The organism is Neobacillus novalis NBRC 102450 (genome assembly GCF_001591805.1).
GTDB lineage: Bacteria > Bacillota > Bacilli > Bacillales > Cytobacillaceae > Neobacillus > Neobacillus novalis.
In genome coordinates, this window is record NZ_BCVP01000024.1 from 26,372 (window position 1) to 52,342 (window position 25,971).

27 protein-coding genes and 4 tRNA genes are annotated in these 25,971 nt (G+C 40.2%); 22 read left to right on the plus strand and 9 right to left on the minus strand.

The features are described from left to right. Nucleotides 1–53: 53 nt before the first annotated feature. The 11 genes from ssb to BANVL01_RS17725 all read left to right on the plus strand — a co-directional run bounded on the left by ssb (nt 54) and on the right by BANVL01_RS17725 (nt 8,146). On the plus strand, nt 54–584 hold the full coding sequence (ssb, locus tag BANVL01_RS17670; RefSeq protein ID WP_066097152.1) for a single-stranded DNA-binding protein: 531 nt from the start codon (nt 54–56) through the stop codon (nt 582–584). Between the two features lie 55 nt (nt 585–639). Then, on the plus strand, nt 640–879 hold the full coding sequence (gene rpsR / locus BANVL01_RS17675) for a 30S ribosomal protein S18 (protein ID WP_024030263.1): 240 nt from the start codon (nt 640–642) through the stop codon (nt 877–879). A gap of 118 nt (nt 880–997) precedes the next feature. Then, entirely contained in the window at nt 998–1,942 is a 945-nt protein-coding gene (locus tag BANVL01_RS17680; protein WP_066094351.1) for a YybS family protein, read from the plus strand. Between the two features lie 25 nt (nt 1,943–1,967). Then, nucleotides 1,968–3,941: a DHH family phosphoesterase gene (locus BANVL01_RS17685; protein WP_066094348.1), complete on the plus strand. Its 1,974-nt coding sequence runs from the start codon at nt 1,968–1,970 to the stop codon at nt 3,939–3,941. Next, on the plus strand, nt 3,938–4,387 hold the full coding sequence (gene rplI, locus BANVL01_RS17690; RefSeq protein WP_066094345.1) for a 50S ribosomal protein L9: 450 nt from the start codon (nt 3,938–3,940) through the stop codon (nt 4,385–4,387). The genes BANVL01_RS17685 and rplI overlap by 4 nt, the downstream gene beginning before the upstream one ends. 148 nt (nt 4,388–4,535) lie before the next feature. Further along, the gene (gene dnaB, locus BANVL01_RS17695; RefSeq protein ID WP_066094341.1) at nt 4,536–5,891 is read left to right on the plus strand and encodes a replicative DNA helicase; all 1,356 of its coding nucleotides are present in this window, start codon (nt 4,536–4,538) and stop codon (nt 5,889–5,891) included. Nucleotides 5,892–6,087: 196 nt separating this feature from the next. Further along, nucleotides 6,088–7,380 (plus strand): adenylosuccinate synthase, encoded by a 1,293-nt coding sequence (locus BANVL01_RS17700; RefSeq protein WP_066094338.1) that lies wholly within the window; start codon nt 6,088–6,090, stop codon nt 7,378–7,380. Nucleotides 7,381–7,820: 440 nt separating this feature from the next. After that, nucleotides 7,821–7,896, plus strand: a tRNA-Lys gene (locus tag BANVL01_RS17710). Nucleotides 7,897–7,909: 13 nt separating this feature from the next. Next, nucleotides 7,910–7,981 (plus strand) — tRNA-Glu (locus BANVL01_RS17715). A gap of 8 nt (nt 7,982–7,989) precedes the next feature. Next, nucleotides 7,990–8,066 (plus strand) — tRNA-Asp (locus BANVL01_RS17720). 7 nt (nt 8,067–8,073) lie between these two features. After that, nucleotides 8,074–8,146 (plus strand) — tRNA-Phe (locus tag BANVL01_RS17725). A gap of 125 nt (nt 8,147–8,271) precedes the next feature. Here the strand turns inward: BANVL01_RS17725 and BANVL01_RS17730 are convergent. Beyond that, the gene (locus tag BANVL01_RS17730) at nt 8,272–9,441 is read right to left on the minus strand and encodes a uracil-xanthine permease family protein (RefSeq protein ID WP_082805048.1); all 1,170 of its coding nucleotides are present in this window, start codon (nt 9,439–9,441) and stop codon (nt 8,272–8,274) included. 460 nt (nt 9,442–9,901) lie between these two features. Between BANVL01_RS17730 and BANVL01_RS17735 the strand changes: the two genes are divergently transcribed. From BANVL01_RS17735 to rlmH, 9 genes are all read left to right on the plus strand, one after another. Further along, nucleotides 9,902–11,350, plus strand: coding sequence for a M23 family metallopeptidase (locus BANVL01_RS17735; RefSeq protein WP_066094333.1), 1,449 nt, complete (start codon nt 9,902–9,904; stop codon nt 11,348–11,350). Nucleotides 11,351–11,566: 216 nt separating this feature from the next. Further along, the gene (yycF, locus tag BANVL01_RS17740; protein WP_066094330.1) at nt 11,567–12,277 is read left to right on the plus strand and encodes a response regulator YycF; all 711 of its coding nucleotides are present in this window, start codon (nt 11,567–11,569) and stop codon (nt 12,275–12,277) included. Nucleotides 12,278–12,285: 8 nt separating this feature from the next. Beyond that, nucleotides 12,286–14,112, plus strand: a complete 1,827-nt coding sequence (gene walK, locus BANVL01_RS17745; RefSeq protein ID WP_066094327.1) for a cell wall metabolism sensor histidine kinase WalK — start codon at nt 12,286–12,288, stop codon at nt 14,110–14,112. Next, nucleotides 14,109–15,431, plus strand: coding sequence for a YycH family regulatory protein (locus BANVL01_RS17750; RefSeq protein WP_066094324.1), 1,323 nt, complete (start codon nt 14,109–14,111; stop codon nt 15,429–15,431). The genes walK and BANVL01_RS17750 overlap by 4 nt, the downstream gene beginning before the upstream one ends. Beyond that, a complete protein-coding gene (locus BANVL01_RS17755) occupies nt 15,418–16,215 on the plus strand; it encodes a two-component system regulatory protein YycI (protein ID WP_066094321.1) in 798 nt (265 codons plus the stop codon). The genes BANVL01_RS17750 and BANVL01_RS17755 overlap by 14 nt, the downstream gene beginning before the upstream one ends. A 6-nt stretch (nt 16,216–16,221) precedes the next feature. Beyond that, nucleotides 16,222–17,016: an MBL fold metallo-hydrolase gene (locus BANVL01_RS17760; RefSeq protein WP_066094318.1), complete on the plus strand. Its 795-nt coding sequence runs from the start codon at nt 16,222–16,224 to the stop codon at nt 17,014–17,016. A gap of 194 nt (nt 17,017–17,210) precedes the next feature. After that, a complete protein-coding gene (locus BANVL01_RS17765; protein ID WP_066094315.1) occupies nt 17,211–18,443 on the plus strand; it encodes a S1C family serine protease in 1,233 nt (410 codons plus the stop codon). Nucleotides 18,444–18,599: 156 nt separating this feature from the next. Next, on the plus strand, nt 18,600–18,758 hold the full coding sequence (locus BANVL01_RS26855) for a CxxH/CxxC protein (RefSeq protein ID WP_024030282.1): 159 nt from the start codon (nt 18,600–18,602) through the stop codon (nt 18,756–18,758). A 101-nt stretch (nt 18,759–18,859) separates the two neighbouring features. After that, on the plus strand, nt 18,860–19,339 hold the full coding sequence (rlmH, locus tag BANVL01_RS26860; protein ID WP_082805049.1) for a 23S rRNA (pseudouridine(1915)-N(3))-methyltransferase RlmH: 480 nt from the start codon (nt 18,860–18,862) through the stop codon (nt 19,337–19,339). Here rlmH and BANVL01_RS17770 read toward each other — a convergent pair. The 7 genes from BANVL01_RS17770 to BANVL01_RS27400 form a co-directional block, all read right to left on the minus strand. Continuing rightward, the gene (locus BANVL01_RS17770; protein WP_066094312.1) at nt 19,235–20,977 is read right to left on the minus strand and encodes a recombinase family protein; all 1,743 of its coding nucleotides are present in this window, start codon (nt 20,975–20,977) and stop codon (nt 19,235–19,237) included. The two genes, rlmH and BANVL01_RS17770, sit on opposite strands and share 105 nt — an antisense overlap. Nucleotides 20,978–21,190: 213 nt before the next feature. Beyond that, on the minus strand, nt 21,191–21,463 hold the full coding sequence (locus BANVL01_RS28785; protein WP_082805050.1) for a recombinase family protein: 273 nt from the start codon (nt 21,461–21,463) through the stop codon (nt 21,191–21,193). A 403-nt stretch (nt 21,464–21,866) separates the two neighbouring features. Continuing rightward, complete coding sequence (locus BANVL01_RS17775) at nt 21,867–22,277, minus strand: recombinase family protein (protein WP_066094309.1); 411 nt, start codon at nt 22,275–22,277, stop codon at nt 21,867–21,869. 2 nt (nt 22,278–22,279) lie between these two features. Then, the gene (locus BANVL01_RS17780) at nt 22,280–22,459 is read right to left on the minus strand and encodes a hypothetical protein (protein ID WP_066094304.1); all 180 of its coding nucleotides are present in this window, start codon (nt 22,457–22,459) and stop codon (nt 22,280–22,282) included. A 293-nt stretch (nt 22,460–22,752) separates the two neighbouring features. Then, nucleotides 22,753–22,899 (minus strand): hypothetical protein, encoded by a 147-nt coding sequence (locus BANVL01_RS27390; protein WP_156482352.1) that lies wholly within the window; start codon nt 22,897–22,899, stop codon nt 22,753–22,755. 126 nt (nt 22,900–23,025) lie between these two features. Next, nucleotides 23,026–23,256 (minus strand): hypothetical protein, encoded by a 231-nt coding sequence (locus BANVL01_RS27395; protein WP_156482353.1) that lies wholly within the window; start codon nt 23,254–23,256, stop codon nt 23,026–23,028. Between the two features lie 129 nt (nt 23,257–23,385). Further along, nucleotides 23,386–23,526 carry a hypothetical protein gene (locus tag BANVL01_RS27400; RefSeq protein ID WP_156482354.1) on the minus strand — a complete coding sequence of 47 codons (141 nt, stop codon included), beginning with the start codon at nt 23,524–23,526 and terminating at the stop codon, nt 23,386–23,388. Between the two features lie 360 nt (nt 23,527–23,886). Here BANVL01_RS27400 and BANVL01_RS17790 point away from each other — a divergent pair, with 360 nt between their 5' ends. Next, a complete protein-coding gene (locus tag BANVL01_RS17790; protein WP_066094298.1) occupies nt 23,887–24,855 on the plus strand; it encodes a hypothetical protein in 969 nt (322 codons plus the stop codon). A gap of 145 nt (nt 24,856–25,000) precedes the next feature. Here BANVL01_RS17790 and BANVL01_RS17795 read toward each other — a convergent pair whose 3' ends face one another. Further along, the gene (locus BANVL01_RS17795; protein ID WP_169803200.1) at nt 25,001–25,246 is read right to left on the minus strand and encodes a helix-turn-helix domain-containing protein; all 246 of its coding nucleotides are present in this window, start codon (nt 25,244–25,246) and stop codon (nt 25,001–25,003) included. Between the two features lie 190 nt (nt 25,247–25,436). Between BANVL01_RS17795 and BANVL01_RS27405 the strand changes: the two genes are divergently transcribed. After that, nucleotides 25,437–25,598: a hypothetical protein gene (locus BANVL01_RS27405; protein WP_156482355.1), complete on the plus strand. Its 162-nt coding sequence runs from the start codon at nt 25,437–25,439 to the stop codon at nt 25,596–25,598. The last annotated feature ends 373 nt before the right edge of the window (nt 25,599–25,971 follow it).

Below are 25,971 nucleotides of genomic sequence, written 5' to 3' on the forward strand. Positions count from 1 at the left end.
TCTGGTGTAAATGTTTCACGTGAAACATTTTAGGAGAAAGGGAGTTGATTCTAATGATGAATCGTGTCGTGCTTGTTGGACGTTTAACGAAGGATCCTGATTTGCGCTATACGCCAAATGGTGTCCCCGTTGCTACTTTTTCTTTAGCAGTTAATCGCCCATTTTCAAATCAGCAAGGTGAAAAAGAAACAGATTTTATTAATTGTGTTGTTTGGCGCCGTCCTGCTGAAAATGTGGCAAACTATTTGAAAAAGGGTAGTCTAGCAGGCGTTGATGGTCGTGTTCAAACCCGCAACTATGAAGGACAAGATGGTAAGCGTGTATACGTTACAGAGGTTTTGGCTGAGAGTGTACAATTCCTAGAACCTAAAAGTTCATCTGGCGGTGGCGGAAGAAGCGACAACGATCATTTTGGTGCTCCACCACGGGAACCACAAGGCAGCCCTTATGGAAACAGCAATCAGAATCAACGCTCAAATCAAAACCAGAATCAACAACAAAATAAGGGTTTTACAAAGGTGGATGAAGATCCATTCGCAGGAAATGGTCAAATCGACATCTCTGATGACGATCTGCCATTTTAAATAAACCTTTTTGAACGCAGGTTTATTAAAAAAACTCATAAAGGAGGGAATTTTCATGGCAGGAGGACGTAAAGGCGGACGCGCGAAGCGCCGTAAAGTGTGCTATTTCACAGCAAATGGCATCTCTCGCATCGATTATAAAGATGTGGATTTACTTAAAAAATTCATCTCTGAGCGTGGAAAGATTTTACCACGTCGTGTAACTGGTACAAGCGCTAAATATCAACGCAAACTAACAGTTGCTATCAAACGTGCACGTCAAATGGCATTATTACCATTCGTGGCTGGAGAATAATGAATAGTTAAGGCAGCAGGGGCCCCGCTCTTGCTGCCTTTTTACTTTTGTTAGCTTGAAAGCTGACGCGTAACTAGCTAATATAAGGAGATAGGGTTAGAAAATTAGAGGTGAAGAAGTGAAAAATGTTCGTAAATTAACAGAAGGTGCTATTCTTTTAACGGTATTTACCGTTCTATTATTAATCACCATATACATACCGCCTGTTGGAGCCTTTTTAAACTTGGTCTTACCGCTGCTGTTCATGTTGTTTTCAGCAAAAAACCAGCCGAAAAATATAGTGGCCTTCTTTCTAGCGGCGATATTCCTTTCCTTTCTTGCCGGATCGTTCTTGGGACTTGGACTAATGCTGCTTTATGGGACAATCGGAGTCGTTATCGGGTTTATGCTTCAAAAAAATAAGAGCCGGACATCGATATTAATTTTAAATTCGCTGATCTTTATGGCAGGCCTGGTCATTTATTATGTGATTTCTGTCGCCTTTTTGAAGTTAAATATCATTCAAGAGCTAACTGTCGCATTAAATGATGCAGTCAAAAATTCTCAAGATATGCTTACAGCAATGGGAAAAGAAGATCAAATTGAACTTTTGAAAAAGCAGAATGCAGATTTTATTAAGATGGTTGGAACACTTGTCCCATACTTTTTGATTATGATGTCAATTATAGTTGTTTTTATTATCCAGTGGGTCAATTTTCCGATTCTAAAGAGATTTGGAGTAAACGTCCAGCCATGGGGGAGTTTTAGAAATCTATCCTTACCAAGAAGCCTTTTATGGTACTATTTAATTGTCATCGGAGTTGATGCCCTCGCCCATCCAGATCAGGGGACTTATTTATATACAGTTGTCATCAATGCAAGGTATATATTGGAGATGTTTTTGATCTTTCAAGGTCTTGCGTTTGTTCTTTATATTTTTTATCAAAAGTCCGTTTCCAAGGGTTTTAACGCCCTTGTGGTAATTCTTGCTTTCATGATACCGATTGTTCATTATATAATATTAATGTTGGGGATTTTGGATATAGGGTTCGATTATCGAAAGCGTTTTAAGAAGAAAGAGTAAGACTTGTGACTAGGAGCTGAAAACTTTGCCGGCATTTTTAGAAAAGCGGTCAATACGTTACCCCTTTTACGGGTTAATAGGCGTTACAGTGGTCGTGCTCATTGCCCTGTCCTTATATAATTGGATATTAAGTGCTGCCGGGCTGTTACTCATGTTTTTTCCTATCTACTATATGTTTGTCATCGACCGTCGCCAGAGGGTGGAAATGGAGGAGTATATCTCGACACTTTCTTACCGGGTAAAAAGAGTGGGCGAAGAAGCGCTTCTGGGGATGCCTATCGGGATTATGCTTATTAATGATGAGTATTATATTGAATGGGCAAACCCGTTTCTATCCTCTTGTTTTGATGAGGACACGCTTGTCGGAAGGTCGCTTTATGATGTTGCAGACACTTTGGTACCGTTAATTAAGCAGGAAGTAGAAACGGAAATCATCACGCTGCATGACCGGAAATTCCGCGTCATCCATAAACGTGAAGAACGGCTGTTATACTTTTTTGATGTAACCGAACAAACAGAAATTGAGAAAATGTATCATGAAGAACGGACCGTAATTGCGACGATCTTTTTAGATAATTACGATGACTTAACCCAGGGAATGGACGACCAGATGCGCGGCAGCATCAATAATTTAGTCACGTCCATCCTGAATACGTGGGCAACTGATAATGGTATTTTCTTAAAAAGGATTTCCTCGGAACGCTTTATGGCTGTTTTTAGCGAAGGAATTCTTCAGATGCTTGAAAAAGGGAAATTTGCCATCCTTGATGAGGTGCGAGAAATGACTTCAAAGCAGAATGTCTCGTTTACCTTGAGTATTGGGGTTGGAACCGGCGTCTCGTCCCTACCTGAATTAGGTGTCCTGGCGCAATCGAGTCTCGATTTAGCCTTAGGCAGGGGCGGAGATCAAGTGGCGATAAAACTGCCAAATGGTAAAGTGAAGTTCTTTGGCGGCAAAACAAATCCAATTGAAAAACGGACAAGAGTCAGAGCAAGGGTCATCTCCCATGCCCTGAAGGATTTAATTACTGCCAGTGATAAAGTGATTATTATGGGGCATAAAAATCCTGACATGGATTCGATTGGCGCAAGCATTGGAATCTATAAAGTAGCGCAAATGAACCAGAAGGAAGCCTATATCGTTGTTAATACGCAGGAAATGGACAATGGTGTCAGAAGGCTGATGGCCGAAATCCGCAATCAAGAGAAGTTATTTTCTCACTTTATCGGCCCTGAAGAGGCGCTTGAAATTGCCACGGATAAGACGCTGCTTGTTGTTGTGGATACCCATAAACCTTCTCTCGTCATGGAAGAACGGCTATTAAACAAAATTGATCATGTTGTGGTGATTGATCATCATCGCCGCGGCGAAGATTTTATTGAGGGCGCATTGCTCGTTTATATGGAGCCATATGCCTCTTCTACATCGGAGTTAGTAACAGAGTTTTTGGAATATCAGCCGAAACGAGCTAAAATTGAAATGATTGAAGCGACGGCGCTGTTAGCAGGAATCATTGTTGATACAAAAAGCTTTTCATTACGAACCGGCGCAAGAACATTTGATGCCGCCTCCTACCTGAGGGCACACGGTGCCGATACCGTTCTCGTGCAAAAGTTTTTGAAAGAGGACGTCGATACATATATCAAAAGGTCGAAGCTAATTGAATCAGTAACCTTTTACCGTGAAGGGATTGCGATTGCTAAAGGAACTGAAAATGAGCTTAATGATCAAGTGCTTATTGCCCAAGCGGCCGATACCTTGTTAACGATGGACGGTGTTCTTGCTTCCTTTGTGATTTCAAAACGGAGCGAAGGAGTCATTGGTATTAGTGCGAGGTCGCTCGGAAACATCAATGTTCAAGTGATTATGGAAAGCCTAAAGGGCGGCGGTCACTTAACAAATGCGGCCACCCAGCTGACAGGGCAGTCAATTGAAGAAACGGAAGCACAATTAAAAACAGCGATTGATGATTATTTTGAAGGAGTGAAAAAGGAATGAAAGTAATTTTTCTCAAGGATGTTAAAGGAAAAGGAAAAAAAGGTGAGGTAAAAAATGTCGCTGACGGCTATGCGCAAAACTTCTTAATTAAGCAGGGATTAGCGGTAGAAGCAAATAATGCCAGCATCAGTTCATTAGATGCACAAAAGAAAAAACAAGAAAGAGCTGCTGCTGAAGAGCTTGCAGAAGCGAAAAAGCTGAAAGAAACATTGGATCAAATTACGGTTGAGCTATTGGCCAAAGCTGGAGAGGGCGGCAGATTATTCGGCTCGATTACCACGAAACAAATTGCCGAAGAGCTGCAAAAGAAACATGGGATTAAAATTGATAAGCGGAAAATGGAATTAACAGATGCCATCCGCACCCTTGGCCAAACGAAGGTTCCAGTGAAGCTTCATCATGAAGTAGTTGCAACCCTTACTGTTGCAGTGAAGGAAATAAAATAAGATAAAAATTTGCCAGTTCAATTTTAGGATAAACATGATAGAATAGAATAAGTAAGCAACGGGATGTGATCGGTTTTGACTGGTCACTTTTTTCTTTATAAGATATGATATTTATAAATCATCCTCTCATATAGGAGGTTTTAAATAGATGAGTGATTTATATGCGGATCGCATGCCGCCGCAAAATATTGAAGCGGAGCAAGCCGTTTTAGGGGCGATTTTTTTAGAGCCCTCTGCCTTAACATTAGCTTCAGAAATATTAATTCCTGAGGATTTCTATCGTGCCTCCCATCAAAAAATCTTTAATGTTATGTTAAAGCTAAACGATGACGGTAAAGCGGTAGACTTAATTACGGTTACAGAAGAATTGGCAGCGGCAAAGCTTATTGAGGATACAGGCGGGGTTAGTTATTTAAACGAGCTGTCGGGTTCGGTTCCAACAGCCGCAAATATAGAGTATTATGCTAGAATCGTAGAAGAAAAGTCTTTATTAAGAAGGTTAATTCGGACGGCAACGGGCATTGCCACTGATGGATATTCGCGTGAGGATGAAGTCGAAGCGCTTTTGAGCGAAGCGGAGAAAAGTATCCTGGAGGTTGCGCAAAGAAAGAATGCCGGTGCCTTCCACAATATTAAAGATGTCCTCGTTCGGACGTATGACAATATTGAGTTAATGCACAACCGCGTCGGTGATATTACTGGGATCGCCACCGGCTTTGCCGAGCTTGACAAGATGACAGCCGGATTCCAGCGCAATGATTTAATCATTGTTGGCGCCCGTCCTTCCGTCGGTAAAACTGCCTTTGCCTTGAATATCGCCGCGAATGTCGCAACGAAGACGAGTGAAAATGTAGCGATTTTTAGTCTGGAGATGGGTGCTGAGCAGCTGGTGATGCGGATGCTCTGTTCGGAAGGAAACATTGATGCCCAAAGGCTTCGTACCGGATCGCTTACGGACGATGACTGGGGCAAGCTGACGATGGCCATGGGCAGTCTCTCCAATTCGGGGATTTTTATCGATGATACCCCTGGTGTGCGCGTCGGTGATATTCGCTCTAAATGCCGCCGCTTAAAGCAAGAGCATGGCTTAGGGATGATTTTAATTGACTATTTGCAGTTGATATTAGGTAGCGGCCGTTCTGGCGAAAACCGTCAGCAGGAAGTATCGGAAATTTCCCGCTCCCTTAAGCAATTAGCTCGTGAGCTGCAAGTCCCCGTTATTGCCCTTTCCCAGCTTTCCCGTGGTGTCGAGCAGCGTCAGGACAAACGTCCGATGATGTCCGATATTCGTGAATCAGGAAGTATTGAGCAGGATGCTGATATCGTCGCCTTCTTGTATCGTGACGATTACTATGATAAAGAATCAGAGAATAAGAATATTATCGAGATTATCATTGCTAAGCAGCGTAACGGTCCGACTGGGACGGTTTCGTTAGCTTTTGTGAAGGAATATAATAAATTCGTTAACCTAGAGACACGTTATAATGATGCTCCGGGTGCGTAACGTGTATATTTTGTGGAGTCAGCCAGAAACCTGTGGCTGACTCTTTTTATATTTTAATAGATTGCTATATATACGAACATATTTGATATTTTTATATAAAATGTTCGTGTTTTGTTGATTTTTTAGTGGTAAGTTGGTAAACTATTGTGGTGTTAATAAATAATAACGGGAAACAAAAATTTCGGAGGTGCGTTAAATGTCATCAGTAGTGGTTGTTGGTACGCAGTGGGGAGACGAGGGCAAGGGAAAGATTACTGACTTTTTGTCTGAAAATGCAGAGGTAATTGCGCGTTATCAAGGTGGAAACAACGCAGGCCACACCATTAAATTTAACGGAGAAACCTACAAATTACACTTAATTCCGTCGGGGATTTTTAATAAAGAAAAGATAAGCGTAATCGGCAATGGAATGGTTGTTGATCCCAAAGCGCTGGTTACGGAATTGGCTTATTTACATGAAAAGGGCATTACAACGGAGAATCTTCGGATCAGTAATCGTGCCCATGTAATCCTTCCTTATCATTTGAAATTGGATGAAGTGGAAGAAGAAAGTAAGGGCGCTAATAAGATTGGTACGACGAAAAAGGGAATTGGACCTGCCTATATGGACAAGGCCGCCCGCGTCGGGATCCGGATTGCTGATTTGCTTGAGCGTGATGTGTTTGAGGAAAAACTGGAGCGAAACCTTGCTGAGAAAAACCGCTTATTTGAACGGATTTATGAGACTACCGGATTTAAGAAAGAAGAAATCTTAGATGAATATTTTGAGTATGGACAGCAAATTAAGCAATATGTCTGTGATACCTCTGTGGTGTTAAATGATGCTCTAGATGACGGTAAGCGGGTGCTCTTTGAAGGAGCCCAAGGTGTTATGTTAGATATTGACCAAGGTACCTATCCGTTTGTTACATCATCTAACCCAGTTGCTGGAGGAGTGACGATTGGTTCTGGAGTTGGTCCATCTAAAATCACCCATGCCGTTGGCGTTTGTAAGGCCTACACGTCCCGTGTCGGTGACGGACCGTTCCCTACTGAATTACATGATGAGACAGGAAATCGCATTCGTGAGGTTGGGCGTGAATACGGTACTACAACAGGACGCCCGCGCCGTGTCGGCTGGTTTGATAGCGTCGTCGTTCGTCATGCCCGCCGTGTCAGCGGTTTAACGGATCTTTCCCTTAATTCGATTGACGTCTTAACCGGCATTGAAACATTGAAGATCTGTACGGCCTATCGCTATAGAGGCGAACTCATTACAGAGTATCCGGCGAGCTTAAAGGTATTGGCGGAGTGTGAACCTGTATATGAAGACCTTCCAGGCTGGACGGAGGATGTTACAGGTGTTAAATCATTAGATGAACTGCCTGCCAATGCCCGCCACTATATTGAGCGTGTCACCCAGCTTACAGGAGTTCCGCTGACAACCTTCTCTGTCGGCCCAGATCGAAACCAAACAAACGTCGTCCGCAGCCCTTGGAGACAGATTTAAATCATTTAGGAGAGGCCCGCATCTTGGCGGGCTTTCCTCTTTGAATATGAAAGGTTTGAGAGGGATGGAAATTGTTTGATTTGACGATTCGCAAATAAAACTAAGTAATTCGCAAATAAAAGGCCTGGATTCGCAAATAAAGCCAGGTAATTCGCAAATAAAATAGACTTATTCGCAAATAAACTAGATTGCGTCCCTAAATAAGTGATTCTGACAGAACTTTTTGCCCCAAAAATACTTTTTTTCTGCAGTTTGCCCGTTTGAGCCCATAATTCGAACAGATTATCAACGAAAAGCACATGTTTAATCGGCAAAATTGGATCAAATTAAGTGGAAGTTTAGATAGAAACTATATTTTAATAAATATTTTAAAAAAAGTATTGCCTATTAGGTATCAGCCATGCTATTATAAAAAGCGTCGTCACAATACGACATAAAGCGAGCCATTAGCTCAGTTGGTAGAGCATCTGACTTTTAATCAGAGGGTCGAAGGTTCGAGTCCTTCATGGCTCACCATTTTTAATAATATGGCCCCTTGGTCAAGTGGTTAAGACACCTCCCTTTCACGGAGGTAACACGGGTTCGAATCCCGTAGGGGTCATTGGTTTTGGTCTGGTAGTTCAGTTGGTTAGAATGCCTGCCTGTCACGCAGGAGGTCGCGGGTTCGAGTCCCGTCCAGACCGCCACTAAAGTGGCTCAGTAGCTCAGTCGGTAGAGCAAAGGACTGAAAATCCTTGTGTCGGCGGTTCGATTCCGTCCTGAGCCATAAAAAAAGAAGCTTTCAAATGTTTATCGTATAAAAAATGGCTTAGTTCTCTTGAACTAAGCCATTTTTTATATTTATTTGCAATCTTTACTTGAAAGGGGAATGAAAATTATGTTTATTTCATTTTAACGTTCATTCTTTGTCGTAAAATCGGGTACGAGCCAATGGATGAGCAATCCGGCAATGGTAGCGTAGGCAATACCATTATGAGAATATCCAACACCGACGATGAAGATGATCGCGACGATGACCAAATTTTTCATATTAGCCAGACTCACTTTTTCCTCAATCAGGTGACGGATCCCCATTGCAGCGATCATACCAAACAACAGGATACATATACCTCCCATCACTGCAACTGGAATGGATTGGATAACAGCTCCAACTTTACCGAACAAGCCAAGAAGAATCGCAAGAACCGCAGCGCCTTGAATGATCCTACTGGAAAACTGGCGTGTGATGGCTAGAACCCCGAGGTTTTCCGCGTAAGTTGTTTGTGCAGGTCCTCCGATGAAGCCTGAGATTAGTGTTGCAATGCCATTCCCCCATAGGATGCTGGAAAACCCAGGATTCTTTGTCACATCTTTTCCTGTAATCTCATTTAGCACAAACATATGTCCAAGGTCTTCGATGATGGTAACCAGGGCTATCGGCGCCATTCCGAGGATCACGACCCACGTAAATTCCGGCATGACAACATGTGGAAGAGCAAAAGCCGGGGCAGTGGCGATGGTATGAAAATCTACAAATCCTCGCACCGCGGCATAAGCATAGCCTACTCCAAGACCGATGATGAGCGGAAAGAGGCGGATCACCTTTGTGCCCGCAAGTGTTGCGATGACCGCTGCCAGAAGGCTGACGATTGCGACATCCCAATGGGTCGAAGCCATGCTGGTCACCGCCGTGGTTGCTAGCGAAAGACCAATAATACTTACAACAGGTCCAACGACAACTGCAGGAATTACTTTGCGGACTTTTTCAAAACCGACAAAGGAAATGATCATAGATACAATGGCATAAACAATGGAAACGCTGATAAGACCTGCAACCGCTTGACCCGGTGAATGTAACTCCCCCACATACAACGCAAGCGGAGCAATAAAGGCAAAAGATGAACCTAGATACGTAGGAACCTTCCCACGTGTAATAAGATGGAAAATCAAGGTTCCTAAACCACTGGCAATAAGTGCACTTCCTGGATCAAGACCAGTTAGTGCCGGCACCAAAATGGTTGCACCAAACATCGCAAGCAAATGCTGTAATGATAATGGTATTGCGCTTAAAAATTTTTTCAATCGTTCTCCCCCCTTTTATTGTCCCTTCATTTATCATATATTGCTTCTATTTATTTTTAGAATAAATTTGAAAAGTATTTTCTATATATTTTGAATTTAACTAATTAATATTGTTACAAAAATGAAATAAAACCACCTTTATCTTACAAAAATTCCTCGTAGGTTGGCCTACTGTGTATAATAGGAATCTATTACTCTCGAACAAATAAAATCCTTGATATAATAGGGATTCCTCCCTTCTTTTTTAAAAAAATCTAACAAAAACTATGAAAATATGACTAGAGTATTTCAGAAAAAGTAGGAAAATGTCAGTAATTATACAGTTTTGTTACATTATAGAGACTATTAAACTTTTCAAATAAAATTATGATAAGGTAAAGAAGGTCTAAAATTCTGGATAATTCCTTACTAGTTAACAATTCAAGATTAAGAGGGTTTTACCGTGGTTTAGGAGGAAAAAATGTTATTCTCGAATAAAGCTTCGAAGTCAAAAAGGTTTTTATTTCTAAAAACAGCCGTTATTACAACCATGGCTGCATCCGTTATTGCTTTTAGTAACGGTCCAGTTGCATTTGCCACATCACCAAAGTTAACAACCATATATCATGTTTATCTTAATGGTACATACATTGGAAATGTCACAGATAAAGACATAATCGATAAACTCGTTTCTGATAAAGTAGACTCGGCAAAGAAATCCATCAAGGACGTCAATTTAAAAATTGGCTCTCAGGTGCAATACATCCCAGAGCAGGTCTTCCGTTCAGCAGCAAATAATCAGGAAGCCGTCCAAACGATACAAAACTCTTTTGAAATCCAGGCTGAGGCATCTGCAATCGTCATCGACGGTACACCAGTTGTTTACTTAGATCATCAAGAAACAGCCGAACAAGTAATCAAAAATCTAAAGCTGCAATATGTCACTGAGGATCAATTAACAGAGCTTGAAACACGAAAGGCTTCTGCCGAAACGACTTCGACGCAATTGCAAGAAAATGAAACTCGTCTATTAGACGTCCATCTTTCGAAGAATGTTTCAGTTGAAACAGTAAATATTGCCCCTGACAAAATTATGTCAGCTGCGGATGCCGTTACTTTTTTACAAAAAGGCACATTAGAAGAAAAGAAATATGCCATCCAAGAGGGGGATGTCCTCGAAACGATAGCCGAGGATCACGGTTTGAAGTTGGCTGATATCCTGGCATTAAACCCAGACCTAACCGAGGAAACGCTCTTGAAAATTGGTCAGGAAATCAATATAACGGCCCTAAAACCGTTTATTGAAGTAATCGTTGATAAAGAATTAAATCAACAGGAAGAAATTCCTTTTGCCAATGAAGTGGTTGAGGATTCATCGATGCCGAAGGGCGATACAAAAGAAAAACAAAAAGGTCAAAACGGATCCCGCTCGGTAACTTACGCAATCACAGAACAAAATGGTGTAACCGTTAAGAAGGATAAGTCAAGCGAACAAATTCTGCAGCAGGTGGTAAATCATATTGTCATCAAGGGAACAAAAGCGATTCCTTCTCGTGGTGAGGGGGTCTTTGCCTGGCCGACAGTTGGCGGTTATGTATCCAGCCAAATGGGCTATCGCTGGGGCAAGATGCACAAAGGAATTGATATTGCTGGACCAAGCAACAGAGCAATCAAGGCTGCAGATAATGGCGTCGTAGTCTCTGCCGGATGGGGCAACGGCTATGGAAATAGAGTCATTATCGACCATCAAAACGGCTTCCGCACGCTATATGGACATATGTCATCGCTAAATGTTAAAGCCGGCCAAACGGTTTCCAAGGGCACGCAAATTGGGATCATGGGTTCAACAGGCGATTCGACCGGAGTCCATTTGCATTTTGAAGTGTATAAAAACGGCAGCTTGGTCAACCCGCTTTCTTATCTAAAATAATTCCGAATTAAAAGTCTCTAGTTGAAACTAGAGGCTTTTCCATTTAAACGTAATTGGAATTACTAGTAACGAGAAGGAAAAAAATGTTATACCAAACCTGCCAAATGCTACTTATAGGTGAATTAAAGCTAATAAAATGGTAAAGTAAGATAGTATAGGTATGTCTTTTAGCAGCTGTTGATTGTATAGATTATTTTACTAAAAAGGAGAAATTGTATGGAGAAGAAGATTCTTGTTGTTGATGATGAAAAACCGATTGCAGATATTTTGCAATTTAATTTAAAAAAAGAAGGTTATGTTGTCTATTGTGCTTATGATGGCAATGAAGCAATTCAATTGGTAGAAGAAATCCAGCCTGACCTTATTCTCTTAGACATAATGCTTCCACAAAAGGACGGGATGGAAGTCTGCCGGGAAATCCGCAAGAAATATGAAATGCCGATTATTATGCTGACGGCAAAGGATTCTGAAATTGATAAAGTCTTAGGTCTTGAACTGGGTGCCGATGATTATGTAACCAAGCCATTTAGTACAAGGGAACTCATAGCCCGAGTTAAAGCCAATTTACGCCGGCACCAACAGATTCTGTCCCAGCCCGATGCTGAGAATGAAACGAATGAAATTGAAATCGGTTCGCTTGTGATTCATCCTGATGCCTATGTCGTTTCAAAACGCGGTGAAACCATTGAACTGACACACCGAGAGTTTGAACTGCTCTACTATTTGGCCAAGCATATCGGCCAGGTAATGACACGAGAGCACCTCTTACAAACGGTATGGGGTTACGATTATTACGGCGATGTCAGGACAGTGGATGTAACCGTTAGACGCCTGCGTGAAAAAATTGAGGATAGCCCTAGTCATCCAACGTGGATTGTCACTCGCCGCGGGGTTGGATATTACTTGCGCAATCCTGAACAGGAGTAATTTCTTTGATGAAAAAGGTTGGTTTCTTTCGCTCAATACATGTAAAGTTTGTTATCATCTATGTCCTCCTTATTTTAGTGGCGATGCAAATTATCGGTGTTTATTTTGTCCGCCAGCTTGAAGAAACCTTACGAGCAAATTTCCAGACATCATTAAAGCAGCGTGTTAATTTGCTTGCCTATAATGTACGGGAGGAAATGGAAAAGGAAAGAACGCCTGAAGACCCCACACTTGAAGACGATATTAAGAAAATCCTTAAAGACTTTGATGCAGGTGATATTTCTGAAGTTCGGGTAATTGAAAGCCGGTCCCTTAAAATTCTTGGGACCTCTCAACCAAGTAATCAAGGAGTGGTCGGCCAAAGGACAACAGAGCTGCGCATTAAGCAATCGATGGTGTTAGAAGAGGACCAAAGTGCAATCAAGATTGATCCGCAAACAACACATCGGATTTGGGTCCTCTCTACCCCGATTAAATCTGGTAAAAAAGTGATTGGGTCCATCGATCTTGTTGCAAAAATCGAAAATGTCTTTGAACAAATGAAAACAATTAATGGAATTTTTGCGACCGGAACGGCGATTGCCTTATCGATTACGGCTATTCTAGGGATTTTATTGGCCCAAACTATCACAAGGCCAATTTCGGATATGAAGAAGCAGGCATTAGCGATGGCAAAGGGGAACTTTTCCCGAAAGGTTAAAGTATATGGCAATGATGAAATTGGTACGCTTGCGGTGACCTTTAACAACCTGACAAAGAAGCTTCAAGAAGCACAGGCCATGACGGAAGGGGAACGAAGAAAGCTGTCATCGGTGTTATCGTATATGACCGATGGCGTCATCGCTACCGACAGAAAAGGACGAGTTATTTTAATCAATGAGCCGGCAGCCGATATGCTGAATGTTTCACGTGAAACAGTTCTTTCGCAGCCAATTGTATCGTTATTGAGCTTGGATGATACCAATTCTTTTGAGGATCTATTAGAGGAGAAGGATTCGTTAATCTTAGACTATAGTACAAATACAAAAAGCTATATTCTTCGCGCCAATTTTTCGGTCATTCAAAAAGAAACCGGCTTTGTTAACGGCTTAATTGCCGTGCTGCATGATATTACAGAACAGGAAAAAATTGATGCTGAACGAAGAGAGTTTGTCGCCAATGTTTCGCACGAGCTAAGAACCCCATTAACAACCATGAGAAGTTATTTAGAGGCACTTGCTGATGGCGCATGGCAAGACGAGGAAATTGCTCCAAACTTTTTGGAAGTGACGCGGACGGAAACGGAACGGATGATTCGGCTTGTGAATGACCTCCTGCAGCTATCGAAAATGGATAGTACGGATTACAAGCTAAATAGGGAATGGGTGAACTTTGTCAATTTCTATCATCGCATCATTGACCGCTTTGAAATGTCCAAGGAGCAGAATGTAACCTTCAATCGAAGGCTTCCTGACCATGCCATCTTTGTTGAAATAGATGAAGATAAAATGACCCAGGTCTTATACAATATTATTTCAAATGCCTTAAAGTATTCACCGGAAGGCGGACAGGTCACGTTCTCCATCAAGGAACGGGAAGATAAAATTATCGTCAGCATCGCGGACCAAGGGATGGGGATTCCAAAGGAGAATATTGCCAAAGTATTTGACCGCTTTTATCGTGTGGATAAAGCGAGAACCCGAAAATTGGGCGGTACGGGACTGGGGCTGGCGATTGCCAAGGAAATGGTCAATGTTCATGGCGGGGCTATTTGGGCGACAAGTGAAGAAGGAAAGGGAACGGTGATTTCCTTTTCACTGCCGTACGAGCGTTCTGAAGAGGATGAGTGGTCATGAGATACGAAAATATTAAATCATGGATTTTAACGATATTAGTCATGGTCAGCGCTCTGTTAACTTGGAATCTTTGGACATACCAGCCCAATTACGAAACAATGGAAAATAGTAAGATCGTAGAAGAGGTCACTGTAAGTGAAAAACAGGAGGTTCAAAAGATTGTTCGGCCTGACCGGATATTGTTTCATGTTAAAGGTGAGCATTTCGGAACCAATAATACGAATGAGCTTGAAAAGGTAATCAAGGAATTAAGCGGGTGGGCATTTTACGATGTGAAAAATGTGACCGACAAAGTGGGAAATATCGAAGAATTATCGCACGGCAGCGGTAATGCTGAAATTATTTTTCCAGGGGAAGTCCCAATTGAATTATACCGCAGTGTCTTAACAATGGAAGGAAAGAAGCTGCCCTCTTTCAACTTCAATCGAATTATTATTAATGTCGAGGACTCAGAAAAGGAAAATGGGATTGTTTACTTTGTTTCAACAGAAAACCAGCAAGTCCATATTAGTCACATATCAGCGGCCAATTTAAGCGAGTTTAACCGTGACTTCTACAAAAGTGCTACCCGGTTTCCAGAGTTCTTTGCCTATAAAACATCTGAGAAACATACGCTTTTCCTGCCTGAAGACACGACAGAAATGATGACCTATAAGTATGTACCTGTTAACCTTATTTCTGAGGAATTTAAAGCGGCGCTTTTTAGTGATCCCAGCTTTGTTCAAAAAAGTCTGATATCGTCAGGTGAAGAATACACAAATGGTTCTAGCAAAATGACCGTGAATTATAATAGCAATATGCTTTCTTATGTAAATCCGACGGCAGATGACGATTTTATTGACAACTCGTATGATTTAGTTAAACGAAGTATTGATTTTGTCAATGAGCACGGTGGATGGTCGGACCCGTACCGTTTTGTTTCAAAAAGTGAATATAGCCGGTCCGTTACCTTTCGTTTATACAGCATTGAAGGGTATCCCGTTTTTAACGATAATGGGCTTTCAGAAATCAAAGAGGTGTGGGGCCGGGATACCATTAATAAATATGTACGCCCTAATATTTCCTTGGAGCTGCCAATAACGACAGAAATGCAAAAAGTATCGCGGCCATCAGGACACGCTGCATTGGAATTTTTACAAAAGCAAAAAAACTTTAAACCAGAGCTTCTCGAAGAAATGGTATTAGGCTATCGGATGGAAAGGGATTCAGATTTGAAGAAGCTTATTCTCTTAGAGCCTACCTGGTTCTATCGCTATGATAAAGCCTGGGGGCAGATAACGATGGATGACCTAGGAGGATTACAGCATGGATTGGAGTAAAATTAAAACGATTTTTATCATAACCTTTCTGATATTGGATGTTTATCTCTTATTTCAATTCATGAAAATCCGTGATGCCAATAAATACGAGGTCGCAAATGAGGCTTCGTTTGAAGAAAAACTGAAGGCGGATGAGATCCAATATAAAGACCTGCCCAAGGTACCAATCAAGGATCAATATTTAAGTGCAAAGCCAAAGATATTTAATAAAGGCGATCTTGCGAAATTAAAAGGCCAGTCTGCCACTATTATAGACCTTGGTTCGAGGCTTCAAGTAACACTTGAGAAGCCAGTGCAGTTAAGTTCAAAGTTTGAACCGTCTGAACTCTCTGGCTTTTTAAAGGAAAATGTCCTTTACGGTGAGCATTATCAATTTTGGGAAAAGGATGACAAAAAAAATACCATCACCTTCTTTCAACAATATGATAATTTCACGTTGTATCAAAATATTAATGGAACGATTACTTTCACTTATAATTCAGATAATCAAATTGTTTCTTATGAACAATCCTATCTAGAGGGAATCGAAAAACTAACGGCAAAAGAAGAAATTCTGCTTCCGTTAAAGGCGATTGAAACCCTGCACCAAAAGGGGCAATTGAAACCGAAAAGTAAAATTACTAAGGTAGAGCTTGGCTATTCGACCCTTATTCAACTGGCAGCTTCTCAAGTATTAGCACCAACCTGGCGTTTTGTCGTCGATGATAAGGAAAGTTTATTTGTGAATGCGTTTGAGGGTCAGATTATTGATTTAAAGAGCGACGAAAATAGTAAAGTGGAGTGAAATAGTATGTCGTTAAGATATAGCATTCTTGCAAGTGGGAGTACGGGGAACGCCCTCTATGTCGAATCTGATGAACATTCCTTCTTAGTTGATGCCGGGTTTAGCGGCAAGCAGATGGAGTCTCTTTTCGGGCAGATTGAACGTGACATTAGTAAGCTTTCTGGAATTTTTGTTACTCATGAACACAGTGATCATATTAAAGGGATTGGGGTTCTCGCCCGTAAATATCATTTGCCTGTGTTTGCCAATGAAAAAACCTGGCGGGCAATGGAAAGTTCAGTCGGAGTAATTCCGACTGAGCAAAAGTTTGTTTTCAATATGGAAACGGTGAAGAGCTTTGGTTCTGTTGAGATTGAATCGTTCGGGGTATCGCATGATGCGGCGGAACCGATGTTTTACGTCTTTCATAATGAAGGGAAAAAGCTTGTGCTGATTACCGATACAGGCTATGTAAGCGACCGGATGAAGGGAACCATCTCCAATGCCGATGTGTATATTTTTGAATCCAATCATGATGTGCAAATGCTGCGGATGGGGAGATATCCTTGGAACATCAAACGGAGAATTCTTAGTGATGTCGGCCATGTGTCCAATGAAGATGCAGCAATTGCGATGAGCGATGTGGTTGGGGACAACACAAAAAGGGTATATCTTGCCCATCTTAGCTTAGATAATAATATGAAGGATTTAGCGAAGATGGCGGTGACGCAAACCCTCGAGAGCCAGGGATTGATTGTCGGCGAACAATTTGGGCTTTACGACACCGACCCAAAAACACCAACAACTTTAACTGCGGTATAAATGTTAATGAAATGAAGCGCCCTTATACTGTGGCGCTTTTTTTATCATCAATTGTTAAAAAATCATGAACAAACTCGTAAGTTTTTGCTAATAAAATGCAATTATTTAGTAATTTACAGTTGAATGAGTATAATTGTTAGTATAAGCCAAAATAGTAGATAGCAACCTTTTCGGGTAGAGAGGAATGGTGTAAATTGGGTTATTATGATGATCATTCACAGGGACGCTATAGAGAGCAGAAGGGGAAAAGGGGCGGCTTTTTTCTTGCCAGCTTTGTTGGGGCAATCATTGGGGCCATTGTCGTTATCCTGGCCATTCCAACTTTGTCCAAGCAGGGTGTCCTCCCTTATAAGATGGAATCCGCTCAAAACTTACCAGCGGAAACGAATAATAATAACCAGCAAAATGTCATTAAGCAAATATCTTACGATGTGACCACCAATACGACAAAGGCCGTTGATAAAACAGGTGAGGCAGTGGTGGGCATCAATAACATCCAGTCTACAAGCTTTTGGTCCGATAATGGAAACGGCTCTGAGCAAGAAGCTGGAACAGGTTCTGGTGTTATTTATAAAATGGAAGGCAATCAGGCTTTCGTCGTAACGAATCACCATGTCGTTGAGGGTGCGACCAAGCTGGAAGTAACGTTGTCAGATGGGACAAAAATTCCCGCCAAACTGCTAGGCAGTGATATCTGGACAGATTTAGCCGTTCTGCAGATTGATGCCGGCAAAGTAAAAAAGATTGCTGAATTCGGTAATTCCGACAGTTTAAAGATGGGTGAACCGGTGATTGCAATTGGAAATCCCCTTGGAGCCACATTTTCCGGTTCAGTAACACAGGGGATTATCTCGGGATTAAAGCGGACGATTCCAGTTGATATCAATCAGGATGGCATTGTTGATTGGCAGTCAGAAGTGTTGCAAACGGATGCCGCGATTAACCCTGGCAACAGCGGCGGCGCGTTAATTAATATGGCAGGGCAAGTCATCGGGATTAATTCCATGAAGATAGCCCAGAATGCGGTTGAAGGGATCGGCCTATCGATACCGATTAATTCGGCTAAGCCGATTATTAATGACCTTGAGCAATTTGGCTCTGTTAAACGCCCATATATGGGTGTCGATTTAAAATCAGTGTCTGAAATCCCGGCCTATTATCAGCAAGAGGCGTTAAAGCTGCCTCGAAATGTGAATTACGGTGTGGCACTTCGTCAAGTCGTACTAAATTCGCCAGCTTCTCAAGCAGGATTGAAGGAGCTGGATGTGATCGTTGAATTGGATGGACAAAAGATAAATGATGTCATTGATCTTCGTAAGCACTTGTATCAGAAAAAGAAAATAGGCGAGCAAATGAAGGTTAAATTTTATCGGGCTGGAAAGTTACAAGAAGCAACCTTGCGCTTATCCGCAGAGAAATTACAATAAACGACCGTGACCGGCAAAAACAGGAGGTGATTCATTCACACTCCTGTTTTTGTTGTGGTATCATGATTGAGGTAATTGATGTTGTCGAATGACAAATGGTTGTAAAGTTAACAATAGGAAAAAGGTAGATCTTTTTTTAGGAAGGTGGTTAAAAGAGTGATTTATTGTTGTGAGGAACATGTGGAGATTGGTTTGGATGCAATTGTGGATGAATATCAAACTTTTCCGGTTATGACGAAAATAACTGGGGATAACTTATCAACAAGCTGTGAATATTGTCAAAATAGGGCTGTATATATGGTAGCGAACAAGTGATTCCATACAAGATGTGGATAAAAAATGTGGACATGTGGATAACTCCTGTGGACAACTTGTTTGTAAACTGTTTGTAATCAAGTTGAAAAGGGCTGTGGATTGTGAATATCTCAATTATTACGGTTGGAAAATTAAAAGAAAAATATTTGCGTCTTGGCATTGATGAGTATTTAAAGCGATTATCAGCGTATGCCAAGGTAGAGGTTATTGAGGTTGCGGATGAAAAGGCACCTGAAGAATTAAGCGAGCTGGAAATGGTGCAGGTAAAGCAAAAAGAAGGCGAAAGAATTCTTACAAAAATCAGCCAGGATACATATGTGATTGCCTTAGCAATCCAAGGAAAGTTGGCCTCATCAGAGGAACTAGCCGATTCATTGGATAAACTGGCGACATACGGAAAAAGCAAAATTGCCTTTGTCATTGGCGGTTCTTTGGGTCTGAGTGAGGAAGTGTTGAAGCGGTCAAATGAGCAGCTGTCATTTTCGCGGATGACTTTTCCCCACCAGCTGATGAGGTTGATTTTGGTGGAACAGGTTTATCGGGCTTATCGGATTAATCGGGGGGAACCGTATCACAAGTAGGTATCGTTTTTTCTCATAAAGCAAACCTCTGAGGAGAAGAGAGGTTGGTAAATTTTCAATATGTAGCGATGGGTCAACTTGACCCAACTCTTTATCTGATGGATGTGCAATGAAGGAGAAGTAAATGTGCTTTAGTTCTCCTTTTGTTGCTTCAATTTTTTCGATAGACGCTTCAAGAAGTTGTCGGAATTCCAGTGGCTCTAATTGGTTTGCCAAGTCGAGAAATTCTTTAAGCTGTAGGCGAATAAAATCTTCTGAAACGGGTCTAATGCTGTTACTATTATTTGACTGTTGTTGAGCCTTGATTAAAAGTGTGTTTACCTCAGCTATTTCTTCTCGAATTTGTGCCATTCGTTCTCTTGCTTCTTCTGGTGTAAATAGCCCCAATTCTAATTCTACTGATTCTTGAATACGTTTTTTTCGAGCTTCTAAACCTACAATACGTTTTTGAAGATGCTGTAATTCTGTTGACTGTTCAGTTTTATTGTACTGATCATTTATAAGGTTGTTTATCCGCTGGGTAATATCTGTGATTATTTCATCTGACATCATTGCTTTTGTTAGGCGGTCAAAAACCTCCTTTTCGAGCCAATCTGCCCTTATTGAATTTGAATGACATACAGCTTTACCTTTGTTATGATACTCACCACAGCAGTAATAGCGGGGCTTTGTCCCATCTTTACGTTTTGTACCACCATAGCACGAAGTCATATAAGATCCACATTCGGGGCAACGTGCAAGGCGTGTTAGTGGAAATGTTCCAGTGTATTGTCGAGGTGTCCCTGTTGCTCGTTCTTTCGCAATTTCCTGAGCCTTATTCCATGTTTCCTCATATATAATGGCTTCATGGGAACCTTTTACTAAAATAGCGTCAGGATTTTTGCCACCTCTACGTTTCTTCTCCCAGTCGACGTATTGATTAAATCGAATATAACCTGCATATACGGGATTTGAAAGGATGATAGAAGTTGTGTTAGGTGTAAAGCTTTTACCATTCTTTGTACGAATACCAATTAAGTTTAAATGGCAGGCAATTTTTTTTAAGCCCCAGCCTTCATTGACAAATTTATTGTAAACCAGCTTAACCGTTTCAGCTTCACTTGGTACGATGATAAGCTCTTTGTCCTTACTTTGGTAGCCTAATACCTGACCACCATTCCACTTGCCTTCACGTGCTTTCTGTGCCATCCCCATTTGGACGTTCTCGGCAAGTTCTTCACGTTGGTATTGGGCAACGGAAGCTAAAATATTGAATTGTAGGTTTCCGTGTGGTGTCCCGTACTCGCCTTCCTTTAGGCTGATAAACCGAACCTTGGCTCTATCAATCTCTTCTACCAATTTTAAGGAGTCTGAGAGTGAACGGCTTAATCTGCTCACTTTGTAAGTGATGACGGCGTGTAGTATTCCTTTGTTAATGTCCTTCATCATACGTTGTAAATCAGGTCGATTTTTAGTGCTTTTTCCACTGATGCCCCCGTCAACATAATATTCTAAAATGACGTTTGAGCCAAACATCTGTATTGCTTTTTCTGTTCCAACCTCTTTTTGACCATCTAAGGAATATCCTTCGTTTGCCTGCTTATCTGTCGATACCCTTATATAAATTCCAACAACTACTGCTTCATTTTTTGTTACCATAATAAAAGCACCTTCCTTATTTGATTTTTTGTTATTACATTAATATTTTTATTGATTTTAGAGCAATTTTCGCATGAAAAGATAACCAATTGCCTAATCGGAGCTGCGGCGCAGACGCCGCAATAGCCTAATGTTGTTCACAAATTTTTGACATAGTGCAGAGGAACTTGTCTTAATTACTTAATAAGGTGACCTTAACTATCATTGATTTTTTCAAGAGTTTGCTCTTTTGTAAGCCAGTCCCATCTTAACCCGCTCTGAATGTTCTTTACGCATATATTCAGAGACACATTCTAAAAGATTATAATTGAAGATCCCATCAGGTGTGCCGAATTTAGCAAAAATGCTGATAAACCGAACATTAGCTTTATTAATTTCTTTAACCAATTTAAGTGAAATGGGTAGGGTTCTGCTTATTCGAGAAATTTTTTTGTGTGAACTGCTTGTAGGGCTCCTTCTTTCACGTCCTTCACCATGCGAGTCAATTCAAGTTGATTTTTAATACTTCTACCACCTACGCCTTCATCCACATAGTAGTTCAAGGTAACATTTGATCCATCTGTTTAGCTTTTTCAGTTACAAGAGTTTTCTGATGTTCTACTTTTTCCGTTATCTGCCTTTGCGACTCGAATGTAAATGCCAACGGTTACTGCTTGATTTTCAATTATTGCTTCCATGATAAGCACCTTCCTGTTACTGGTATTTTATTTGATAATAGATATGCCTAATTTGACTTTAGTTAGGGGCGGCGTATGCCGCCGCCATGAAGACATCATGTTTTTTGGAAATGTTCTGAATGGTAATGAAGGAATTAAATTGGATGTTTTCTTGATTGGGTACGATAGTAGTACGTTGTTAAGGGGTTTTACTAAGGAAATCCTTTTTCCTACTAATCTTGGTGTTGAAGTTTGGAAAAACACGATAAGAGGTTATACGTTGCCTTAGATTTATGCGTATCGTACTCGCCTTGACGTATGCTGATAAACCGAACCTTGGCTTCGTGGAACAGTTCTACTAATTTCAAGGAGACTGATAACAAAGGATCAATTCTGGATAAATCAAAAGTGATAACGGCTTGAAGTTTTCCATCCTCAGCATCACACAAAATTTCACTTAATTGTGGTTGGGTTACTGAATCACTTCCTTCTTCAACATAGTATTCAACGTTGACAATTTGACCAAAAGCCTTTTGTGCCAATTCAGTTCCAAGAGTTATCTGGTTGTCTAACGAATAGCATTTCCGATCTCTTGTTACCCGAATGTAAATTCCGACAGTATTTGTTATATTTTCGTTTATCACACTTAAGCACCTACCTTTTCGATTTTTTGGTTTGATTTTCGGGTTATTGCTTTAAAGAGTAACAAAGCAACTGTGTCGAGGCTTTCAGAACGGGTTAGAACTCGGCAGTTTGCATCTTCTTCATTTGAAACGGGTTTTTTAGTGTTGTCTTGGGGTTCAATGTCCTGGGTGGAATTTAACAATGGGGGTTTCCTCCTTACGTGGTGGATTAATAGTGTTTGTGTTGCGGGTAGTTCGGATTAATGCTTCGTTCTCTTATGACTATAAGTATACAACCTTTTTTTCTGAAGTCCATAGATGAAGCGTTTGAGGTTTTGTACGTTAAAGTGATAAAGTGGGGGAATTTGAAATCACAATGGTGTTCTCTACCTATTTTTTATTGTACTATCATCGTTTTTTTGCAAATTGACATACCAAATAGAAGGGTAAAATGTCTTGCATAAAATAAAAAAGCCCTCAATCATTGAGAGCCATATTAGCCATACATGCCCCTGAATGCTCGAATAAGTTCAAGGGCTTTTTTATTCTCCATACTCATTTTGGTATCCCCTACAAAGCGGGTAGTTCTTTTCGCCGTTGGTATTTCCCTTTTCTTTTTTTTCTTTGCTTGATCTTCTTTCATGCCTCTCCCTCTTTTCTGACAGTAGATTTTTTATTTATAAACTAACCAATTGCCTTTCTTCCTTATTCTAACTCTTTTTTCACAGTTTGTTGTTCCATGAATTTGAAAAAGCATCGTTTTTATATTTTACTTTGAATATTTTTTTACAAACTCCCAGAGTGCTTGTCCAATTAAATCCTGTATCCTGTATTGTGGATATTGTTCTTTGCAAAAATTTGTAAAGCAAGTGAACACATTATCGTTCAGCTTAAATGTTCTGTTCGTGAATCCCATTTTCAGCACTTCTCGATTAATAACCAACTCTTGATTACGGTACAAACCAAGTAATTGTTTGATTGCACCAAGGTTTTTCTTCAAAAACTCCACCTCTTCAGGTTTCAGAGCTTCATTTGGTTGTGAAATAACATTTGGAACATTATCCCAGTCGGAAAAGAATTTGCAGTATTTGTTCAACCGTTGTATATAAGTAACATCCCCCCTTTGCATCTATTTTGTGAATCTTCCGTACGGAATTTGAAGATTTTCCGCAACTTTCTTTAATTGGTCTTTATTTTCCTTCGATAACAGTTCATTAATCATTAAAGCCCTTTCACGGACATCGATTGAAAAGAACTCTTGCTCTGTCATACAACTACCTCCTCTTTTCTCAGAATATAGTGATTTTTTATTATAGAACTCGCTATCTTGAATTATTCCAATCTAAGAAGTCTATAATGCAGTACATTTTTATCCCTGATTCGTAGGTTTATCCGCTGTCAATATAACTAAATCTATAATCCGTATCAGACCCTGTTCGACACGAAATTTGTTGTTGAATCATTTATTTTCCCTAAAATTTATGTTAAAAAGCCCGCTTGAAGTGGGTTGTGAAACAATAAATAATCTTCGAATGAGAGGGAATAAAATTGAGAAAAATGTTGATTTATCAAGGGTTAAACTACCGATTCCACACTCCCGACTTGGAACCAGAAAGGATGTAGAAAAAATATGCTTCATACACTTCAATTTTATACAAAATTAACGAAAGAAAAACTGACACAATCGTGTGAAAGGAATTGTACCTCACCAGGATTGCTACCCAGCTGTGTTGATAGCTATTTCAATGGTATTTCCACCAGCATTGTAAAGGTAAAGTATGGCTATAGTATTTCTGTTCATGTAGATTTGATAAAATTACTGAATGGGAAAGCGGATATTAAAGAATCTGATTATAAAGCGGTTAAACAGAAATTGAAAGAATACAGAACAATGCTTTTGGGGGAAGATGAGGAAACGGAATTTATCCTTATTCGGGTTGATTATAGATCTGACATCCGTATTGATGATCCAGAAGAAAGGAAATTTCTTTTTCAACTTTACAAAAAACTGTTGAATAAGGTCGGTCGTAAACAAAAGGATGTAAGATATGATACAACTATCTACTTTCAAAACAAGAGCGTGACCGTTACTATCTATGACAAACAGGAGCATAAGGGCGAAGATGCTGAGGTGTTTGAGGAAAATGTTCTACGTTTAGAAGTAAGACTTGGTAACAGGCATCTAAATTATAATAAAAGAAAGGGAATTGAAAAAACTCTTAAGAGTTACTTCAAGAAGGAATTGTGGTCTGCTTATATGATTGAGAATTATTGTCCTATCTTCTTCAGAGGCGACTACTACAAGATTTTCCTTGCGGACACTATTATAAAGAACTCCTCATTGTCAGAGAGGGATTATAAAAGATTGAGAGAATTTTTATGCGACATATCCGTTCACGGTATGGATGGGATGATAAAGCTTAAAAAGACAAACGGAAAGGGAGAAGTAAAACAAAAGTATTCAAACGAAATACGGAGGAAATATCTCAAGCAGTTAGAGTCACTTGGGATCAACCCTGTACTAATCCCAAAGTCATTCGGCAATTGTAGCCACATACCAAATCGGCTAATGCAAGAGTTGTCAAAACATGTCCTGTGATTAAATGAGTTAATCCACGTTATACCCCACAATATTTAACCTCTATGTGAGTTAGGAAGCTTGATTTCATTTCTAAGAAAAAAAAGACTCTATTTGCGGCAGCGCCGCGAATAAAGTCTTTTTTTCCGTAAAATGATTTTGTTGTTTACTTTTGTTTACTGTACCTTTCAAATAACACAGAAAGGTCAATATCAAGAGCTTTTGAGAGCTTTAGAGACACAATAAGCCCTGGGTTCTTCCTTTGGTGTTTCTCTATTCTCATGATAAATGAGGCACTAACACCTGAAATCATTTCTAATTGCTTTAAGCTAAACGATTTTTCTCTTCTTCTTTCACGTATTTCATTGGTAAAAACCTCCACAAATCCTTCCTCTTCTGTCAATTCAATCACCTTCCGCAATTTACTATACTGTATCCTCTTTTTATGGGTTCCTTTAGTATGATAGATTTGAGTAGGAAAATGATAACATAGGAGAAGAAATATCATTGAGTGATTAAAAGCTTTTATATTTTATACGGTTAAGAGAGCAACAGTAAGCACTTGAATAGGATTCATTAATGGAAAAGGAGTGGAACGGATTATGGATGATACAACGAAAATAATTGAATGGATTCAGTCCTTGCCTTCGAAGAAACAAAAGGAATTTAAAGAAGCAATGTTGGATTTGAATGAAATCCAAGAAACAGACCCAGATCATTTTAATCAAAGTGTAAAAAAAATAAGCGAAATGGTTAGACATTAAAATGGATTATCACTCTATAATGGACTTGAAATCCCAGGAGGTTTATTCCGTAATTTGGATGTATACATAATGGTTCACCTCCTTTCTCGGCTAAAGAAAGGGGGGATTACCCTTAGTAGCGAGAGAGAGGTAGTTGGAAGGGTGATTCAGTAATAACTTGAATCACCTTTCCTTTTTGCATTTTCAGGGCATTTTAAACGAAAGAGGGTACATAGGCATTAAAAATCACATAAAATAGGGTACATCCCATGTTTTTTTTGGTTCAAAAGCTGTACATATACTTAACCGCTACTATAAAAGAGAAATGGTATCACAAAGGAAACGGAAACTGTTCATATTTTAACAGTTTCTATGTTTATTGTGCCTTGGTATT

Coding starts and splice junctions, on each gene's coding strand:
- ssb (WP_066097152.1), top strand. CDS start 54: ATGATGAATCGTGTCGTGCTTGTTGGACGTTTAACGAAGGATCCTGAT.
- rpsR (WP_024030263.1), top strand. CDS start 640: ATGGCAGGAGGACGTAAAGGCGGACGCGCGAAGCGCCGTAAAGTGTGC.
- rplI (WP_066094345.1), top strand. CDS start 3,938: ATGAAAGTAATTTTTCTCAAGGATGTTAAAGGAAAAGGAAAAAAAGGT.
- dnaB (WP_066094341.1), top strand. CDS start 4,536: ATGAGTGATTTATATGCGGATCGCATGCCGCCGCAAAATATTGAAGCG.
- BANVL01_RS17700 (WP_066094338.1), top strand. CDS start 6,088: ATGTCATCAGTAGTGGTTGTTGGTACGCAGTGGGGAGACGAGGGCAAG.
- BANVL01_RS17735 (WP_066094333.1), top strand. CDS start 9,902: ATGTTATTCTCGAATAAAGCTTCGAAGTCAAAAAGGTTTTTATTTCTA.
- yycF (WP_066094330.1), top strand. CDS start 11,567: ATGGAGAAGAAGATTCTTGTTGTTGATGATGAAAAACCGATTGCAGAT.
- walK (WP_066094327.1), top strand. CDS start 12,286: ATGAAAAAGGTTGGTTTCTTTCGCTCAATACATGTAAAGTTTGTTATC.
- BANVL01_RS17750 (WP_066094324.1), top strand. CDS start 14,109: ATGAGATACGAAAATATTAAATCATGGATTTTAACGATATTAGTCATG.
- BANVL01_RS17755 (WP_066094321.1), top strand. CDS start 15,418: ATGGATTGGAGTAAAATTAAAACGATTTTTATCATAACCTTTCTGATA.
- BANVL01_RS17760 (WP_066094318.1), top strand. CDS start 16,222: ATGTCGTTAAGATATAGCATTCTTGCAAGTGGGAGTACGGGGAACGCC.
- BANVL01_RS17770 (WP_066094312.1), bottom strand. CDS start 20,977: ATGGTAACAAAAAATGAAGCAGTAGTTGTTGGAATTTATATAAGGGTA.
- BANVL01_RS27390 (WP_156482352.1), bottom strand. CDS start 22,899: ATGAAAGAAGATCAAGCAAAGAAAAAAAAGAAAAGGGAAATACCAACG.
- BANVL01_RS27400 (WP_156482354.1), bottom strand. CDS start 23,526: ATGACAGAGCAAGAGTTCTTTTCAATCGATGTCCGTGAAAGGGCTTTA.
- BANVL01_RS17790 (WP_066094298.1), top strand. CDS start 23,887: ATGCTTCATACACTTCAATTTTATACAAAATTAACGAAAGAAAAACTG.
- BANVL01_RS27405 (WP_156482355.1), top strand. CDS start 25,437: ATGGATGATACAACGAAAATAATTGAATGGATTCAGTCCTTGCCTTCG.